Source organism: Oscillatoria sp. CS-180 (assembly GCF_028330965.1).
Classification (GTDB): Bacteria; Cyanobacteriota; Cyanobacteriia; order Phormidesmidales; family Phormidesmidaceae; genus Halomicronema.
The window spans coordinates 39,485-55,937 of sequence record NZ_JAQMUB010000029.1 but is presented as its reverse complement, the minus strand read 5'-3'; the positions used below and the strand labels follow the sequence as shown (position 1 = coordinate 55,937).

Here is a 16,453-nt window from a genome sequence, read left to right as displayed (position 1 = left end):
TAGAGGTGAGGCGGGTATGCTACCCAGCCTATCTTTAGGACTGACTACTGGAAGGACAGCAGTGATGCTGCCCTCCGATAGTGTCATCAGAAGCGATAGCTAACGCCGAATCGCACATTGATTCCCGGTTGAGAGAACCGCTGAATATCAGGTGCATCATCTGGCTGATTGCGAACGTCGGAATAGATGTAGTACTCCGTGTCAAATAAATTGTAGATTCCCAGACTCAGCCCTAAGTTAGGTATGGGATTGTAGCTGCCAATTAGATCGAAGACAGCATAGGTATCGGGGACAAAGGTATCCACATCATCCCCGACCCTGGCTTGGCCAACAATTGTGCTGATGAATTCCGCTCGCCATAGATCTTCTGGTGCTCGATAGCGAAGACCGAGAACCGCAGTAATCGGATCAACGGTGCTCAGGGGTTCATCGTCGGTGGTGTTGTTGCCTTCAGCCCAGGCCAGACTGCCGAGGATGCTAAATCCGGTACCGTCAGGACTGAAACGATATTCTCCCCCGACTTCAACGCCATAGATCTCAGCTTCCGCGACGTTTTGGGTTTGGAACTGGTTGACGGTCTGAGATCCTCCCTGGAAGGGTGGCAGGGTAGGACAGGGATCCGCGTTAGGGATCAAACAGCGCTGTCCCGTTAAGACAAACGTCTCAATGAAATTGTCGTAGGTGTTGTAGAAACCCGTGACGCGAAAATCGAACTGGGGGAAATTGCCTCGGACGCCCACCTCAAAGCTGTTGCTGGTCTCGGGTTCCAGGTCTGGGTTCGATAGCGTTTCATACTTGAAGAAGGAACCGGTCAGGTTGGTGAATCCGCTGTTGATCTCGCTGTAAAGCGGTGCCCGGAAGCCTCTGGCATACTGACCATAGAGAGAGATCTCGGGAGTTGCCTCATACAGAACGGCAATTCGAGGGGATAACGCAGAAGCGTTCAGGTCAACTGATTCAGCACCATTGCGGTTGAAATCTTGGTCGGGATCAGTGGTGAGGTCGTAATAGTCGAAGCGCAAACCCGCGATGATGTCGAACTGGCCGATCTCCATCTCGTTTTGCACATAGGCACCTAAGCGGAGGGTCTCGCCATCGGGGAAATCTTTGACGGGGAAAACATCGGGAGGAATGACTCTGGTGGATTCCCCTGTAATGAGACTGGTTTCGACGCGATCGCGAGGCCGAGAGTTGAACGTATTCGACACATCCAAACCATAGGTCAGGCGATGATCGACAGTACCCGTAGAAAAGTCACTCCGCAACTGGATATCGCCACCATAGCTGTCTGACACGAATTCGTTTTCCGTATCTCGGAAGACGGGATCGCCGCGAAATGCCGATCCAGAAGCCCGCGTTTCTCGCAATAGCTCAGTGATGACGGCATCTTGATAAAAAACCTGCGCGCGGGCAAAGTTCAGGAAAGATTCGCTCTCGGGATCGTCATACTCGTAGGTTAGGCTGAGTCGGGTTCGATCAATGAGAATGTCTTCTTCTTCGGTTAAGTTCAAGCTCAGATTACCGTCTGCTTCGACTCGATTGGTATAACGGCTCAGGTCTTCTGCAATGAAACTGATGTTGCTGACAGGGCTTAATCGCTGCACAAAGTTACCGTACAAGGTCGTGCCTTCTGCATCAATGGAATCGACAAAGTCATCGTCAGCAAAGGAGTCTGTCTCTCGCCCATCGCGGCGACTGATGACAAAGACCGCTTCAGAGTTTTCGTGTCTCAGCGCTAGCCGTCCGACATTATCTAAGCCGCCCGTTTCGCTGATGTAAATGGAAGAAACGTCAGCTGCGAAATCATCGTCGTCACCGAGCAGGTCTCGGGGTTCGAGCGATCGATAGGCGACAACGCCACCCAAGGCATCACTGCCAAACAGGGTCGAAGCAGGACCCCGCAAGATCTCAACCGCCTGCAACGTGGCGAAATCCACAAAATCGCCGCGACCCAAGTTAAAGGGACCAAATTCAAAACGTTCGGGCAGCCGAATGCCGTCGAGCTGAAACAGAATACGGTTGCCTTCTAAGCCGCGAATATTGACGTCTTGAATGCCAAATTGCAGGTTGTCGCGCACTGAGACACCTGGTTCGTAGCGCAACAGATCTCGCAGATTCTGGAACTGGTAAAACTCGAAATCTTCCAGCTCAAAAACGGTGACAGTTGCGGGCAGCTCTCTCACCGGGATGAAGTTCCGGGTTCCGGTGACGGTGAACCGCAATGTATCGCCTGTGAATTCTGGCGTGACCGGATCTGAGAAGTCATCCGTTTCTGCTTCGGTGTCCTCTTCATCGTCAGTCTCTGTCTCTTCCACCTGGGCAATGTCAACGGCTGTTGTTGCCGATTGGGCAGGCGGGGCGATTGGATCAATGGCAGCCTGAGGATTGGACAGGATTCGCTGAGTATCAGACGTTGCCAGACTGCTCTCGGACGAAGCGGATTGAAGATTTGACGAACGGGAGATCGCCAGTGCATCTCCAGCCGACTCCTCTTCGGACAACCTAGAAAGAGAACTATTCTCATCTAAAGTCTGCCAGTCCAAAGCATGAATCTGATCGAAATCAGCGTTTGTTTTTTGAACACTGGCTTTTGGAGAACTACTGGAATGGTTTTCTGACAGAATTTTAAAATTAGATAACAAAATCTCCTCTGGCTCAGCTTCAGCGTGAGCAGATCCCGCCAATATCCAAAAAGGCAAGGTCAAAAGGGCTGCACTAGAAAGAATGATTCTCATCAACAGGGACTGTTTCATGGCGGTTGGTTACTCATGGATGGATACAACATGTGAGGAGGTGTGAGGAAAGATTGAGGGAAATGTGCTTAGGAAGACGTGACGGTGAGTTCCTTGGCAGACATATCACTGGCATTAAGCGGACAGATTTGTAAGCCAACGGGGGTTTCGATGAGGGCGACTTCGATCTCAAAGACGTCCTGTAGCGTTTGAGGGGTCAGCATCTCTGCTGGTGTGCCAATGCCCCAAAGATGACCCTGTCGCATTAAGGCAAGGCGATCGCTGTACCGTGCTGCCGAATTAATGTCGTGAAGCACTGTGATAATCGAGAGTCCCTGCTGTTGGTTCAATCGCTTCAACAGTTCCAGGAGCTGAAGCTGATAGTGCAAGTCCAAAAAAGTCGTCGGTTCGTCCAGCAGCAGCACTTTCGGATCCTGCGCCAGCGCTAGCGCCAGAAATGCTCGCTGCCGCTCGCCGCCTGACAATTCTGCAACGGAGCGATCGCGATAGTGCTCGATCTCTGTCCAATGGAGTGCCTTCTCGACCTGCTCTCGTCCAGCGGCATCCAATTCCCACTGCCACCACGGTTGATGAGGCGATCGCCCCAAACTGACAAGCTGATAAACCGTCAGTCCTGCGGGTACGGTTTGCTGCTGGGGGAGTAGGGCCAATCGTCGCGCCGTTGCGGTTGGCGACAATTGGTGAATGTCTCGTCCGTCTAGCAAAACATTGCCCGCTTGTGGTTGGAGAATACGACTCATGAGTCGCAGCAGCGTGGACTTGCCTGAACCGTTGGCGCCTAACAGACTCAGCCATTCCCCGGCTGCCAGCGCTAAATTGACCGCTTCGACAATGGGGCGATCGCCATAGCCCCCAGCTAGATGACGAGCTTCTAATGGCATAATCACACCCCTCCCCGCAGACGACGACGATATAGCAGCCCAATAAATACTGGAGCGCCGAGTATGGCCGTTACCACGCCAACAGGCAATTCGACTGGTCCCGTGCGGGCTAGCAGATCCGCTGCCGATAGCACCAGTGCACCGCCTAAGGCTGAAAAGGGCAGCACGAGGCGATAGTCCGTGCCCACAAGCAGTCTGACTCCGTGAGGCACGATAAGGCCAACAAACCCAACCAATCCGGCAATGCTGACGGCACCTGCCGCAAGTAGGGTAGCGACGGCTCCGATCAGGCAGCGCGATCGCAGCAGTGACGTTCCCAATCCAGTTGCTAAATCTTCTCCCAGACTCAACAAATTGACCTGGCGAGCCAGCAAACACCCTGCAATGGCAGCCACCAACACCACTGGTCCAACCAGCGTCACCTCCGTCCAACCGCGCCCGTTTAAGCTGCCAATCAGCCAATTCAACGCGGCTTGAATTTGTCCATCCGGCGACATGAGCAATAGCAAAGACTGAATCGCTCCAAAAAAAGAGCTGAAGGCAACCCCACCCAAAATTAGCCGTTCGACTGAAAGGGTCGTGCCTGTGCGAGCCAAGAGATACACCAGAAACGTCGTGATCACCGCGCCTAACCAAGCGCCGAGGGGAGTCCAAATTTGCACTAGTCCCACACCAACAATGAGCACGACCATGAGTCCCGCACCCGCCGAAATACCCAGCAGAAACGGGCTGGCCAACCCATTTCGCAACATGCCCTGCAGCAATGCTCCAGCCAGTCCCAACGCCGCACCTACAATCAGTGCCGCCAGCACACGCGGCAATCGCAAATCCCACAGGATGGTTTGGTTGATGGTATCCCCTTGTCGCAGTGCCGCCGTCATTAACTCGGACCAAGTCAGTGCTACAGACCCATTGGTAAGCGACAGGAAAATGACCAGTCCTAGCCCCCCTAACAGCAGAGCAGCCGATAGAAATACCCGCTGCCGCTGTCGAGGCACCTTAGAGAGCGTATGGGGCGATCGCGCAGTCGTCGTCATAGGTCAGTCAATACGTCAGAGAAATCATGAAATTCTGTTTTCAGTGCCCAAAAACGGCTTGCCTCGAAATCAAGAAAATTACCGTAAAAGAGCACCAAAACAGCAATGCGGCAATGCTGCCACCTCAAAACTGCCGAACTTAGACATGCTAATTTCAACCTTCATTGGTGCGGTCACAGTGGACGCAATTTTGATCTGTTGCTGCCAAAAACAGCTCTTAAGTCATGACCGTAAGCTTATTGCAATCTTATGTCAATTACAAGATCGAGTTTATGGAAAAGAAATTCTGATAGGCACAATACCGTTCTTTGAGCGATAGAATCACCAGGCCATTTTTCATAGGTTTTTGTATAGCCTTAAGTGAGAAAAATGCTCATCCTTAATGAGATTGAAGGTCATTTGTACTGTTTTCAAGAGAGTATGAGGCGACGTTTTTTGGCCACTATCGTTCACTATCGCGATCGCCAGCAGAATTAAAATTCAAGGAAAATATCTTAAGTGAAAGCCTCGGTTTTACGGCTATAGCCGTTTGGCTTGGAATAGTTCAAAAGATCTTTAAAACAGGCAATTCAAAGCTTATGAGATCGGCCCTAAAGATCCTGAGGTTCATCCAGGTGCTCTGAAGCTTCTCGATAGAGGTTAAAAATATGGTCGTCTTTGAGGCAGTAGAACACGTTGCGGCCTCGTTTGTGGTAGCTGACCAAGCGCATCGATCGCAAAATTCGCAGCTGGTGAGAAACGGCAGAATCTGTCATCTCTACAGCTTCTGCTAGATCACGCACGCGCGTTTCCCCTAAAGCTAGCACCGACAAAATACGCCAACGGTTGGGGTCGCTCAGCACACCAAAAAACTCCGCCATCCGCTGAGCTTTTTCCAAAGTCATGACGTCTTTAACAAGCGGACCTGCTGGTGGTTGCAGACAGCCAGAGTCTTCGTGAGCTTCATTCGTGAGGCGATCGCCAACCATTAAGCCTGTAATCTCAAAACGTTGACAGCTTGGCAGATAACGATTTCAACAGCAAGCCAACCAAACAAATCATTAAGCTTTTGGATCTCAATACATGAACACATGTTCAAATGTTATTATGTAAAGCATGAACGCTTGTTCAGCTGTTTATTAATTTTATCCTTGAGGAGATTGCCATGACAACGGTGACTCAAATGAAGTGTGCTTGTGAAGATTGTCTATGTATCGTTGATACCAGTCAGGCCGTTGAGAAAGACGACAGATACTATTGCAGTGAAGCTTGCGCTAGCGGTCATATGGAAGGGTCTGGCTGTGGTCATAAAGGCTGTACTTGCCATAGCTAAGACAGGCAGTCGTTTTTGGGCGGGATCGGTTGTCCTTGATCCCGCTCAGAATTTTTGGATTTCAGCGAGGAGAAACTCAAGCGGAAGTGTTTTCAAAGCGTTCACGTCTTGAAGATGCCTCGCAGAAGACTGATATGCTGAAATCAATTGTGCACCTGGTTCAGCAACAGCCATGACTGCTTCCTCAGCTCCGTCCCTTCGGGAACAACAGCATCCTATGATCCGCCAGTTGGCGGACATTATCGAAGCAGTATGGCAGCAGCATTTGACCTTGTCGCCCTACCAGCTTCCGGAAGACTTGGGCTATATCGAAGGTCGCCTAGAGGGAGAAAAGCTTGTCATCGAGAATGCCTGTTACCAAACGCCTCAGTTTCGTAAGCTCCACCTAGAGCTGGCGCGGGTTGGGAAGTCGCTCGATATTCTGCACTGTGTCATGTTTCCCCGCCCAGATTATGATTTGCCGATGTTTGGCTGTGACATCGTCGGCGGGCGAGGGCAGGTCAGCGCTGCCATTGTCGATTTGTCTCCAGTGAGTCGCGATCGCACCCTTTCTGCCGCCTATCGGGACGCGATCGCAGCCCTACCGAGTGCTGATTTTAGCCAGCCTCGTGATGTGCCCACTTGGGGTGATATTTTTTCAAACAGTTGTGTCTTTATTCGTCCGGCCTCTCCTGCTGAAGAACAGCAGTTCTTACAGCGAGTCAAAGACTATCTAACGATTCATTGTGAACAGGCGATCGCTCTAGCCCCAGATCCCGAGCGACAGGCCGAGATTTTAGCCGGCCAAAATCGCTACTGTACTCAGCAGCAGCAAAATGATAAGACCCGTCGTGTCCTTGAAAAAGCCTTTGGAGAAGCTTGGGCAGAGCGTTACATGACAACAGTTTTATTTGATCAGGCCCTTAATTAAAGGCATGGAAGTGGGATGCTTGCTATCCTGTAGCAAACCAGTTTCCAAATTTGATTAGACTTAGACGCATTAAGGTCCCAGTAGCCCTTTTAACTCGAATTCAACTACCTGACGCATCTACAGCTCCTGCCCAATATTTGAGCAGAGGCCCGTTTTTAGGTATCTTAAGCTTTCATTCTGTTGCTCGGCGCTATCTCCTTAATTCTTATGGCTCATACCCTTATTTCTCATTCCTCTCTGTCAGTTCCTTCGCTGACCGATTCAGGATTATCGCCAAAAGTTGCTGACCATGCATTATCGACTCTAGGTCGATTGATCGTCTTAACTGGACCCAGTGGAGTGGGTAAAGGAACTCTGTTGCGTCACTTGAGAGAGAAATACCCGCATCTCTATCTTTCAACCTCGGCAACGACCCGTCAGCCCCGTCCAGGGGAAGTGCATGGGCAACACTACTACTTTTTAAGCCGTGAACAGTTCGAATTGATGATTGAGCAGGGTGATCTGCTGGAATGGGCGGAATTCGCTGGGAACTACTACGGAACGCCGCGTCAGCCTGTTGAGGTGCAGATAGAGCGGGGAAATCAAGTCATTCTTGAGATTGAGCTAGAAGGTGCACGTCAGGTTGCTCAATCCTTTCCAACAGCGTTGAAAATCTTCATTCTTCCCCCGTCTCCAGACGAGCTAGAACGTCGCATCCGCAATCGAGGACAAGACGATGATGCCGCGATCGCTCGCCGACTAGCGCGGGCACAGGTTGAACTGGCAGCTGCGGATGAGTTTGATGTTCAAATCGTAAATGACAATTTAGACGATGCGATCGCCGCCCTAGAAGAAGCTCTTTTGTAGGCGATCGCTCCTCTCATTAGTTCACCGCTTGAGCACCGTGACTCCGGGGATCGTCTCCTCTATCTCTGCTAGCTGCCTCTATCGGCGCTGTCTGATCAAGCTCAGAGAGTTGCCCAACGCCAGATTGATAGGGCAGCTCTCCACCAGAGACGAGAGCATCCAGGTTGCTGGCGATAATGGCTTTCGGCTGTTCTCCAATCGCGGTGGTAACAGGTTCGCCCGAGGGGTCTAGATATAGGAAGTGAGGAATGCCATCGACCCGATAATGCAGCATTTCGGGCAGCCACTTGGTGTTATCAACATTCAGCATAACGAAGTTCACCTGATCGCCGTAGGCTGTTCTCAGGTCTGCCATATCGCCTGCCATTGCCTGGCAAGACGTGCACCAGTTGGCATAGAACTCAACAAAAGACGGTTTGTTGTTGGTTAGAGCAACCTCTAGGGGCGTTGCTTCGGCAGCCAATGTTTCTAGAGAAGCAGCTGGTGTTTGAGTCTGAACGCCTAGCACGACTAAAACGGAGAGAACAACAGCGACGCTAACGATAAGCAAGTTGCGTATTTTGGTTGCCATGCTCGTTTCAGAACTGTTGGCAGGTTGAGAAGCCGATGAATCAGGAGCAGAAGCCATTGCGAAACCTAACTGACGTCTTTGACAAAACTCTTCATTTCATACGATAGCGAACGGGTGTTCATTCCTACGGTTTTCTTGTTCAAGAAAACCGATGCCGATGGCTGATAGGATCAGAAACGGCTGCCAGAGAAATCCCTATGCTGACTATTGCACTACCCAAAGGAGCGCTGTTGAAGGAAAGCATTGATCGTTTTCAAGCGATCGGACTGGACTTCAGTGCCTTCCTAGATAAATCAAATCGTCAGCTGCAAATCCAAACGCCTGACGGTAACGCTCAAGGTCTACTGGTTCGGGCCCAAGATGTGCCTGTATATGTAGAGCATGGACAGGCCCAATTGGGCATCGTGGGTTATGATGTGCTGCGCGAAAAACAGGCTGATGTGGCTCAGCTCGCTGATCTAGGTTTTGGGCACTGTCGGATGTCTGTGGCGGTGAAAGCCTCTAGTCCCTATCGTTCTGCACTGGATCTGCCCGCCCATAGCCGCGTTGCCTCTAAATTTGTTAACTGTGCCCGCGACTATTTTCAAAGCATTGATTTACCGGTTGATATCGTGCCCCTCTATGGTTCTGTCGAGTTGGGGCCGATTACAGGTATGTCAGAAGCCATTGTCGATTTAGTTTCAACTGGGCGCACACTGCGAGAAAACAATCTCACTGAGTTAGAAGTTTTGTATGAGAGCACAGCTCGGCTGATTGCTCATCCGGTGAGCTATCGAGTCAATCCTGGCGGGTTAGCTGACATTGTGCGTCAACTCCGAGAACCTCTGACTGCGGCTGTTTAGGGCCTTTAATCAGCAATATTTGCGCTTTAATTCACCCCAGAACAGTGAATGCTTGCGATAGATTAAGGACTGTACACGCTTTGCCGATAACCTATGCGGCACATATCATCAACAGAATTCACGTTTAGAACCGACACGGAATGTTGATAGGCGGCATGGGCTGCCCACCCTACAAGACCAATCGTCTATTTGTGAAAGCCCTAATGTCGTGAATCTGATGCAGCGTTGGCTTTTGCTGTTGGTGAAGAACGAGATCTAGATCCCTCAGACAGAGTTCCCTGACAGAGCTTGTGTAAAGCCTGGTTTGAAGACCTATTGCGATCGCTCATCCTATGACCTCAGCCACTAACGTGCCCAAATCATCCGCTCATGAGGCAGCGCTCTCAGAACGCAGCAACGATTGGCGCTTATTTCTCCGCTTACTTCCCTACATCAAAGCTCAGCGGCGCTTTCTTTGGGTACCGCTCATTTTGCTAGTGCCGCTTTCTTTAGCAAATGCCCTACAGCCCATTCTAATTGGACAAGCCATTTCGCTCATTCGTCAGGAACCTGTCGCCTGGTTTTTAGAAGGTAGGACGCTGCAAACAGGACTCAATTTATTAGTGGCTTTGCTGCTAGCCACCGTTACGGTCCGACTTACGTTAGATGGCTGGCAAAGCTACTTAGTTCAGAAAGTTGGTCAGCGCATTACAGCGAATATTCGCAACGATTTATTCAGCCACGTCACCTCCCTAGCAGTTCGATTCTTTGATCGCACTCCCGTAGGCAAACTGATTACTCGACTCACCAGTGATGTGGATGCTCTGGGAGACGTCTTTTCAACGGGAGCTGTCGGCATCTTTAGTGATATTTTTTCCATTGGCGTCATTGCAGTCACCATGTTCATCCTGCAATGGCAGCTAGCCCTGATGCTCATCGCGATGCTGATTCCAGTCACTTGGTTGATCATCTACTTTCAGCAGCAGTATCGCAAGGCTAATTATCGTGCGCGAGACAAGTTGTCAGAGCTGAATGCAACGCTGCAAGAAAACATCATGGGCATCGAAGTGGTGCAGATGTTTCGTCGGGAGCGGTACAACGCTCAAGGATTTGCCAAGACGAATCGACAGTATGTTCAGGCCATTGACAAGACGATCTTTCATGACTCAGCTGTTTCGGCCACGCTGGAATGGATTGCATTGGTGGCGATCGCAGGGGTGCTTTGGTTAGGCGGATATCTCGTCATGCAAGAGTCTCTCAACTTTGGCACACTGGCCTCCTTTATTTTGTTTGCTCAGCGCCTGTTCGACCCGTTACGACAGTTTGCCGACAAATTCACCTCGATTCAAGCCGGTTTTACTGCTGTTGAACGGATTACTGATTTATTGAACGTTCCTGTTGAAATTCAGGATCCAAGTCGAGACCACGCATCTGCTGTAGTGCCGCAGTTGCAGATAAAGGGGTCTAGTCATGCCTCAGATCTAAGGGATGCTAAACGCGATCGACAGTGGACAAAAACAGCCGCGTCTGAGATTCGATTTGATCAGGTTACTTTTGGCTACAAGCAAGATGACTATGTTCTTAAGAACCTCAACTTCACCATCCGGCCTGGTGAAAAAGTAGCGCTGGTTGGTCCTACAGGTGCCGGTAAAAGCTCCATCATTCGCTTGCTCTGCCGTCTCTATGATGTTAATAAAGGTGAAATCAAGCTGGATGGCATTAATATTAGAGACCTGCCGCAGGCCGAGCTACGTCGTCGCATGGCAGTCATCTTACAAGATGGCTTCTTGTTTGCCGGTGATGTTAAAAGCAATATTTCACTGGGAGAAAACTATTCGCTTGAGGCGGTTCAAGAGGCTGCTCGGAAAACAAACGTTGCTCCATTTATCGAGCAGCTTCCCCAAGGATATAACACTCCGTTACGAGAACGAGGTACTAACCTTTCCGGTGGTCAAAAGCAGCTATTAGCCTTCGCTAGAGCAGCTATTCGCAATCCTGGTATTTTGATCCTTGATGAAGCAACCGCCAACTTGGACGTGGGCACTGAAGCTTTAATTCAGGATGCGCTTGAGAAATTATTGCAGGGGCGAACGGCTATCATCATTGCTCACCGTCTCTCGACCATTCGCAACGTGGATCGCATCCTGGTCCTGAAACAGGGGGAACTGATTGAGCAAGGCAACCATGAAACCCTCCTGGCCCAAGACGGTCTCTATGCTAGTCTCTACAAGCTGCAAATGCTTGAAAGTTAAACGCCACCCCATATATGAAATCGGTTAGCTTCAAGGGGTTTACTAAGGGCAATCCATTACGGCTGAGTTGTAAGAATCGGTGCAAACCATGACGCTAACCAGCATTCTCCACTCATTTCGGTTGTGTGCGTTGACGGTACTCTTAGTGGCTAGCTGTGCCACCCGCCCAGATAGCAGCCCAGATGAAGTGGACCCAACACCTCTTTCAGAATCGCCGTCTCCGGCTGTATCGCCGACCCCCGAGATGATTGAGGTTGACAATCGTCCTAACAATACTGATGCGACCGTCAGTGATGCTTCTGATGTCCTCACCAAGGAAGAGCTGTGGCAAAGGTTGCAGCAGCCTGATGAGGCGCTGTATGCCGTTCTGCTACGACACGCCCTCGCTCCTGGAAGCGGTGACCCCAGCAATTTTCAGCTAGAGGATTGCTCAACACAGCGCAATTTGTCTGCCGAGGGACGATCGCAAGCTCAACAAATTGGACAGGCTTTCCGTGATCGCGGTGTCGAAGTCCAGCAGGTGTTGTCTAGCCAGTGGTGTCGCTCGTTGGAAACAGCTGAACTGATGGCTGTTGGTGACGTTGAACCGTTTCTGCCACTGAATTCATTTTTTCGCGATCGCGCTACGGCTGAGTCCCAAACCAATGACGTCAAGAACTATCTACTCGACCAAGCAGAGACGCCCGGTGTAGTGGTGATGGTGACGCATCAGGTCAACATCACAGCGCTAACCGATATCGTACCCCAGTCAGGAGAGGCTGTTGTCCTCCAGGTGCAGGCGGATGAACTCACCCAAATAGGGCAGTTTAGGCCGGAATTGTGACACTGTTTTGTGGTTTGCCTATGCCAATAGGCCGGTCAAAATAACTGTCAAGCTTACGGTCTTACACCAACCCTAAAGTCGCGAATTCACAAGAGCAGGGGGCGATCGCGTTACAGTAGTCACGCTGTTGCTGATGCTGGTCCGAGTTCTACTATGTCAACGAAGGTCGTTTCTACGGAGTATCACGACAGTTTAATTGACCGAATTTTTATTCGGCTGTTCAGTCGCAAGATGGCGAATGCCCTAGGTCAGAAATCCCGTCTCAGAGGCTATAGCGGCTTTGTCGATCTATCACAGCGAATCATGACAGGGCGCAATGCTCAGGAGCAGCAGGCGCTCGTTGCGATCGTACTTAGCTCCCTGGTTCCAGCGCAGGTACTCTGGCTCATTCGAACACTCTTTTCCCCAACACAGTTGGTATGTGAACTGAATGCTTGGTTTGCCACTCAGCTCTTTGAGTGGCTGGTTGGCCCCTGCGAAGTTGTCGAAGTGCAAATTAAAGACGAAAAAGGGCAGCTTCGTCAGCAAAGAAGTGGAGTCCATATCCAAAAGTGCCGATATTTGGAACAGAGTCGCTGTGTGGGGATGTGCGTCAATATGTGTAAGCTGCCTACCCAGAAATTTTTCACTCAGGACTTTGGCATTCCCCTGACGATGACGCCTAATTTTGAAGATTTGAGTTGTGAAATGGTGTTTGGTGCAACGCCACCCCCTCTGGAAACCGAGGACAGCTACTACACCCCTTGTCTAGTTGATCAGTGCGCAATGGCGACGACAGACGGCAAACCTTGTCCGAAAGTTCGTGACTAATATTAAGTGATCATTTACGGTCGCCACGATAGCCCTGTGCAGCTTGGCAAGTCCATCTCAGTGTCTTGAGGGAGCAGGGAATAGCCCCAAATACATGCCGCTATAGTTCGATTAGGACAGGACGGCAAGCCCTATGACGATGCACGGTCCTCATCCCCACTCAAAAATAGCGGCTCCCCAACTGAGACCTGCACCAAAGCCGGATGATGCAATAACGTCACCTGCCTTGATTCTGCCGTCACGCACGGCTTCGTCAAGGGCAAGCGGAATTGACGCAGCCGAAGTATTGCCATGACGTCCCATATTACTGATTACCCTGTCTTTGGGAACGTTAAGGCGCTCAGCAACCGCGTCTAAGATACGCTGGTTAGCTTGATGAAGCAGTAACCAGTCAATGCCATCGGTCGATAATCCAGCATGGAAAAGCGCTTTCTCAATAATTTCAGGGACTCGCTTGACGGCAAATCGATACACCTCTTTGCCATTCATCGTGACGGGCTGATAGGTACCTTTTTGCACGGTTTTGTCACTAGTCAATGCTTGGGAATCTGCTTGATAGGGCAAATTAAGACAGCCATTCAGGGTGCCATCGCTGCGTAAATCAAATCCCAGCAGCCGATCGCGATCGCTGGCCTTCAACACAACTGCTCCAGCACCATCGCCAAACAGTACGCAGGTTCGGCGATCGCTCCAATCAGTCCACCGAGAAAGGACATCAGCCCCGATGACGAGAACGGTTTTGTACACTCCAGTCCGCATATATTGAGCGGCGGTTACTAACGCAAATAAAAAGCCAGAACAAGCCGCTGTGAGGTCAAAGGCAACCGCGTGGGAGGCGCCAAGATTCGCCTGAACTTGAGCCGCACTACCAAACAGATCATCAGGAGTGGAGGTTGCCAAAATGATGAGATCAACGTCAGTAGGCTGAGTGTTACTCATCTCAAGGGCTGCTGTGCCTGCACTAGTTGCCAAGCTAACGAGAGACTCCTGCTGCGTCGCAATGTAGCGCTGGCGGATGCCCGTTCGAGTCGCAATCCACTCATCCGATGTCTCGACAACCTGACTGAGGTCGTCATTAGTCACTGCGATCGGCAAGTGGGCAGAGCCACTTCCCACTAATGCCACCCCTGTTTTTGTATGCTGCACCATTATTCTCCGTCTGCCGCAGGCATAGCTACCTTTCGGTATTGGGCCTGAATTCGATCTAATACCTTATTATCGACTGCTTCCTTCGCTAACCGAATCGCGTTAAAGATAGAAGGCGCTTGGGAACTGCCATGACTGATAACGGCAATGCCAGCGACACCCAACAGCAATCCACCACCATGCTCGGCATGATCAACCCGCTGCTTAATCCGCTTCAAATTGTCTTTGAGAACAAACGTCCCCAGTTTACCCCGCGCTCCCCGAGGTAATTCTTCTCGCAGAATCTGCAAGACAGATTCACCGACAGCTTCGGCAAACTTGAGTAGCACGTTGCCCACAAAACCGTCGCAGACAACCACATCAAACTGACCAGAGAGGATATCACGCCCTTCAGCGTTGCCCACGAAAGGAACGACAGGATGCTGTTCCAGAAGCTGATAGGCTTGGACCGCAGCATCGTTACCTTTGCTGGGTTCTTCGCCAATGTTGAGCAGTCCGACTTTAGGCTCTTCCACGCCTAGCACGTACTTAGAGTAAACCGTCCCCATTACAGCGAACTGCTCCAAAAACTTAGGGCGACAGTCAACGATCGCGCCAACATCCAAGATCAAAACTGATTTATCCGCTAGAACCGTCGGAAAAACGGCTCCAATCGCCGGACGGTCGATGCCCTTCAGTCGTCCTAACCGCAGCAAAGCAGAGGCCATCGCGGCGCCTGAATGACCAGCAGAAACAACCGCATCAGCCTTATTCTTCTTGACTAAATCCATCGAGACGCTGATTGATGCCTTCGGCTTGCGCCGCAAGGCACTTATAGGCTCCTCATGCATCTCAATGGTCCCTTCAGAGGGCACGATTTCTATGCCAGCCAGATTATGTTCGTTAGGGGTGACCGATCTGATTTGGTCTGGATCACCGACTAGAAGGATTTCAGCATCCAGTTCGGCTTTTGCTCTAACGGCACCTGCAATAATCTCGGCGGGGGCGTGATCGCCCCCCATAGCATCTACGGCAATTCGAGCGCGAGTCGCTACCATGTACTAGAATTCTGTAAAAACTCCTAAGAATTTTAGCAGACTACTCCTCACCCGGTTCTACAATCCGCTGAAATAAATATCCAGTTCCCCGAGCTGTGAGGATTAGCTCTGGATTACTGGGATCTTCTTCCAGCTTCGCTCGCAGACGTGAAATATGCACGTCTACCACTCGGGTATCTACGTGACGTTCGGGGGTATATCCCCAAACTTCCTGAAGAATCTCAGCTCGTGAAAAGGGTTCACCAGAACGACTAACCAATAGCTCCAACAGGCTAAATTCCATACCTGTGAGCCGAATCCGCTCGTCACCTTTGTAAACCTGTCGTTTATTGGTGTCGATGCGAATCGCATTGATGGAAATGACACCCGAACTAGGAATGCCCGTGGCTTGGCTCTTATCAACGCGCCTAAGAACAGAGCGAATTCGCGCTTCTAGCTCTTTGGGTGAAAAAGGCTTAACAACATAGTCGTCCGCACCGAGTTCAAGCCCTGTAATGCGATCGGCAACATCCCCGAGCGCCGTCAGCATGATGATGGGAATATCAGATTCTTTCCGCAGCTCTTGGCAAACACCGTATCCGTCAAGCTTGGGCATCATCACGTCCAAAACCACAAGATCTGGACAAGAAGCGTGAAAGGTGTTGATCGCCTCTTCGCCATCTGCAGCGGTGACAACATCGTACCCAATCATAGAAAGACGAGTTTCCAGAATTCGACGAATGCTGGCCTCGTCGTCAACAACCAAAATCTTTTCTTTCGTACTTTCCAAGGCTACTGCTACTCCCAATGTGGATGCTTAACGAATTAATAAACTCATGTTGAGCAATAAACAAACTTAAGCTTTGCGGATAATTTTTGTGCACTCGTATTAAATCTTAAGTCATGATGAGTGTTTATAAACGCCCTGAATTCCCCGCACAGAAGGTTTCTAGCTTTTCTTAAGATTCAATTAGTATGATTCCGAAAAGATCTAAAGCGATAAGTGATGTTAATCCTGAATTTGTAAAATTTCAAGATCAAGAGTCTTCAAGACTTCAGCTGTCTTCAAATCCTCACAAACAGGGTGAGATTTATCAGCCTTAATGATTGACTAGACGCTATCCTTCACATCGATTCCATAGGAGGATACTGCTATTAACGCCCTGAATTCGACGTTCGGATTAAACCGATAGAGCGGCCTTTCTTCGAGCAATTAAGTTATTTGAATATTGACCCCAGATTCTGCTCCAGATCAGTGGGTAGAACATAGTTAAG

16 protein-coding genes are annotated in these 16,453 nt (G+C 50.3%); 7 read left to right on the top strand and 9 right to left on the bottom strand.

What is annotated here, in order from left to right:
• Positions 1 to 86 precede the first annotated feature (86 nt).
• The 4 genes from PN498_RS05975 to PN498_RS05960 all read right to left on the bottom strand — a co-directional run bounded on the left by PN498_RS05975 (position 87) and on the right by PN498_RS05960 (position 5,639).
• Positions 87 to 2,753: a TonB-dependent hemoglobin/transferrin/lactoferrin family receptor gene (locus PN498_RS05975; protein WP_272061808.1), complete on the bottom strand. Its 2,667-nt coding sequence runs from the start codon at positions 2,751 to 2,753 to the stop codon at positions 87 to 89.
• A gap of 68 nt (positions 2,754 to 2,821) precedes the next feature.
• Complete coding sequence (locus PN498_RS05970) at positions 2,822 to 3,634, bottom strand: ABC transporter ATP-binding protein (protein ID WP_272061807.1); 813 nt, start codon at positions 3,632 to 3,634, stop codon at positions 2,822 to 2,824.
• 2 nt (positions 3,635 to 3,636) lie between these two features.
• Entirely contained in the window at positions 3,637 to 4,671 is a 1,035-nt protein-coding gene (locus PN498_RS05965) for a FecCD family ABC transporter permease (RefSeq protein ID WP_272061806.1), read from the bottom strand.
• Positions 4,672 to 5,261: 590 nt separating this feature from the next.
• On the bottom strand, positions 5,262 to 5,639 hold the full coding sequence (locus PN498_RS05960; protein WP_442951402.1) for an ArsR/SmtB family transcription factor: 378 nt from the start codon (positions 5,637 to 5,639) through the stop codon (positions 5,262 to 5,264).
• 176 nt (positions 5,640 to 5,815) lie between these two features.
• On the opposite strand from PN498_RS05960, the gene PN498_RS05955 reads away from it, so the two are divergent.
• Complete coding sequence (locus PN498_RS05955; protein WP_272061805.1) at positions 5,816 to 5,983, top strand: metallothionein; 168 nt, start codon at positions 5,816 to 5,818, stop codon at positions 5,981 to 5,983.
• Positions 5,984 to 6,028: 45 nt separating this feature from the next.
• On the opposite strand, the gene PN498_RS05950 is transcribed toward PN498_RS05955, so the two are convergent.
• On the bottom strand, positions 6,029 to 6,157 hold the full coding sequence (locus PN498_RS05950; RefSeq protein ID WP_272061804.1) for a hypothetical protein: 129 nt from the start codon (positions 6,155 to 6,157) through the stop codon (positions 6,029 to 6,031).
• On the opposite strand from PN498_RS05950, the gene PN498_RS05945 reads away from it, so the two are divergent.
• Complete coding sequence (locus PN498_RS05945; RefSeq protein ID WP_272061803.1) at positions 6,156 to 6,893, top strand: phycocyanobilin:ferredoxin oxidoreductase; 738 nt, start codon at positions 6,156 to 6,158, stop codon at positions 6,891 to 6,893. The genes PN498_RS05950 and PN498_RS05945 overlap by 2 nt on opposite strands.
• Positions 6,894 to 7,100: 207 nt before the next feature.
• A complete protein-coding gene (gmk, locus tag PN498_RS05940) occupies positions 7,101 to 7,739 on the top strand; it encodes a guanylate kinase (protein WP_272061802.1) in 639 nt (212 codons plus the stop codon).
• A gap of 16 nt (positions 7,740 to 7,755) precedes the next feature.
• Here the strand turns inward: gmk and PN498_RS05935 are convergent, their stop codons facing one another.
• Positions 7,756 to 8,367 carry a thioredoxin family protein gene (locus tag PN498_RS05935; protein ID WP_272061801.1) on the bottom strand — a complete coding sequence of 204 codons (612 nt, stop codon included), beginning with the start codon at positions 8,365 to 8,367 and terminating at the stop codon, positions 7,756 to 7,758.
• A gap of 140 nt (positions 8,368 to 8,507) precedes the next feature.
• Here PN498_RS05935 and hisG point away from each other — a divergent pair, with 140 nt between their 5' ends.
• The 4 genes from hisG (at position 8,508) to PN498_RS05915 (ending at position 13,016) form a co-directional block, all read left to right on the top strand.
• Entirely contained in the window at positions 8,508 to 9,152 is a 645-nt protein-coding gene (gene hisG, locus PN498_RS05930; RefSeq protein ID WP_272061800.1) for an ATP phosphoribosyltransferase, read from the top strand.
• Positions 9,153 to 9,484: 332 nt separating this feature from the next.
• Positions 9,485 to 11,383 carry an ABC transporter ATP-binding protein gene (locus PN498_RS05925; RefSeq protein ID WP_272061799.1) on the top strand — a complete coding sequence of 633 codons (1,899 nt, stop codon included), beginning with the start codon at positions 9,485 to 9,487 and terminating at the stop codon, positions 11,381 to 11,383.
• Positions 11,384 to 11,471: 88 nt separating this feature from the next.
• Positions 11,472 to 12,206 carry a histidine phosphatase family protein gene (locus PN498_RS05920; protein ID WP_272061798.1) on the top strand — a complete coding sequence of 245 codons (735 nt, stop codon included), beginning with the start codon at positions 11,472 to 11,474 and terminating at the stop codon, positions 12,204 to 12,206.
• A 153-nt stretch (positions 12,207 to 12,359) separates the two neighbouring features.
• Complete coding sequence (locus PN498_RS05915) at positions 12,360 to 13,016, top strand: DUF4033 domain-containing protein (protein WP_272061797.1); 657 nt, start codon at positions 12,360 to 12,362, stop codon at positions 13,014 to 13,016.
• A 150-nt stretch (positions 13,017 to 13,166) separates the two neighbouring features.
• Here the strand turns inward: PN498_RS05915 and PN498_RS05910 are convergent, their stop codons facing one another.
• The 3 genes from PN498_RS05910 to rpaB are packed head-to-tail and all read right to left on the bottom strand — an operon-like array spanning position 13,167 to position 15,968.
• Positions 13,167 to 14,165 (bottom strand): beta-ketoacyl-ACP synthase III, encoded by a 999-nt coding sequence (locus tag PN498_RS05910; RefSeq protein WP_272061796.1) that lies wholly within the window; start codon positions 14,163 to 14,165, stop codon positions 13,167 to 13,169.
• Positions 14,165 to 15,199, bottom strand: coding sequence for a phosphate acyltransferase PlsX (plsX, locus tag PN498_RS05905; RefSeq protein ID WP_272061795.1), 1,035 nt, complete (start codon positions 15,197 to 15,199; stop codon positions 14,165 to 14,167). The genes PN498_RS05910 and plsX overlap by 1 nt, the downstream gene beginning before the upstream one ends.
• 40 nt (positions 15,200 to 15,239) lie before the next feature.
• On the bottom strand, positions 15,240 to 15,968 hold the full coding sequence (gene rpaB, locus PN498_RS05900; RefSeq protein WP_272061794.1) for a response regulator transcription factor RpaB: 729 nt from the start codon (positions 15,966 to 15,968) through the stop codon (positions 15,240 to 15,242).
• Positions 15,969 to 16,453: the final 485 nt, after the last annotated feature.

What these genes read in the sequence shown, in the direction of transcription:
- PN498_RS05955 (WP_272061805.1), top strand. Translation starts at nt 5,816, where the DNA reads ATGACAACGGTGACTCAAATGAAGTGTGCTTGTGAAGATTGTCTATGT.
- gmk (WP_272061802.1), top strand. Translation starts at nt 7,101, where the DNA reads ATGGCTCATACCCTTATTTCTCATTCCTCTCTGTCAGTTCCTTCGCTG.
- PN498_RS05965 (WP_272061806.1), bottom strand. Translation starts at nt 4,671, where the DNA reads ATGACGACGACTGCGCGATCGCCCCATACGCTCTCTAAGGTGCCTCGA.
- PN498_RS05920 (WP_272061798.1), top strand. Translation starts at nt 11,472, where the DNA reads ATGACGCTAACCAGCATTCTCCACTCATTTCGGTTGTGTGCGTTGACG.
- PN498_RS05950 (WP_272061804.1), bottom strand. Translation starts at nt 6,157, where the DNA reads ATGGCTGTTGCTGAACCAGGTGCACAATTGATTTCAGCATATCAGTCT.
- PN498_RS05945 (WP_272061803.1), top strand. Translation starts at nt 6,156, where the DNA reads ATGACTGCTTCCTCAGCTCCGTCCCTTCGGGAACAACAGCATCCTATG.
- PN498_RS05975 (WP_272061808.1), bottom strand. Translation starts at nt 2,753, where the DNA reads ATGAAACAGTCCCTGTTGATGAGAATCATTCTTTCTAGTGCAGCCCTT.
- hisG (WP_272061800.1), top strand. Translation starts at nt 8,508, where the DNA reads ATGCTGACTATTGCACTACCCAAAGGAGCGCTGTTGAAGGAAAGCATT.
- PN498_RS05960 (WP_442951402.1), bottom strand. Translation starts at nt 5,639, where the DNA reads ATGGTTGGCGATCGCCTCACGAATGAAGCTCACGAAGACTCTGGCTGT.
- PN498_RS05915 (WP_272061797.1), top strand. Translation starts at nt 12,360, where the DNA reads ATGTCAACGAAGGTCGTTTCTACGGAGTATCACGACAGTTTAATTGAC.
- PN498_RS05925 (WP_272061799.1), top strand. Translation starts at nt 9,485, where the DNA reads ATGACCTCAGCCACTAACGTGCCCAAATCATCCGCTCATGAGGCAGCG.
- PN498_RS05935 (WP_272061801.1), bottom strand. Translation starts at nt 8,367, where the DNA reads ATGGCTTCTGCTCCTGATTCATCGGCTTCTCAACCTGCCAACAGTTCT.
- plsX (WP_272061795.1), bottom strand. Translation starts at nt 15,199, where the DNA reads ATGGTAGCGACTCGCGCTCGAATTGCCGTAGATGCTATGGGGGGCGAT.
- PN498_RS05910 (WP_272061796.1), bottom strand. Translation starts at nt 14,165, where the DNA reads ATGGTGCAGCATACAAAAACAGGGGTGGCATTAGTGGGAAGTGGCTCT.
- PN498_RS05970 (WP_272061807.1), bottom strand. Translation starts at nt 3,634, where the DNA reads ATGCCATTAGAAGCTCGTCATCTAGCTGGGGGCTATGGCGATCGCCCC.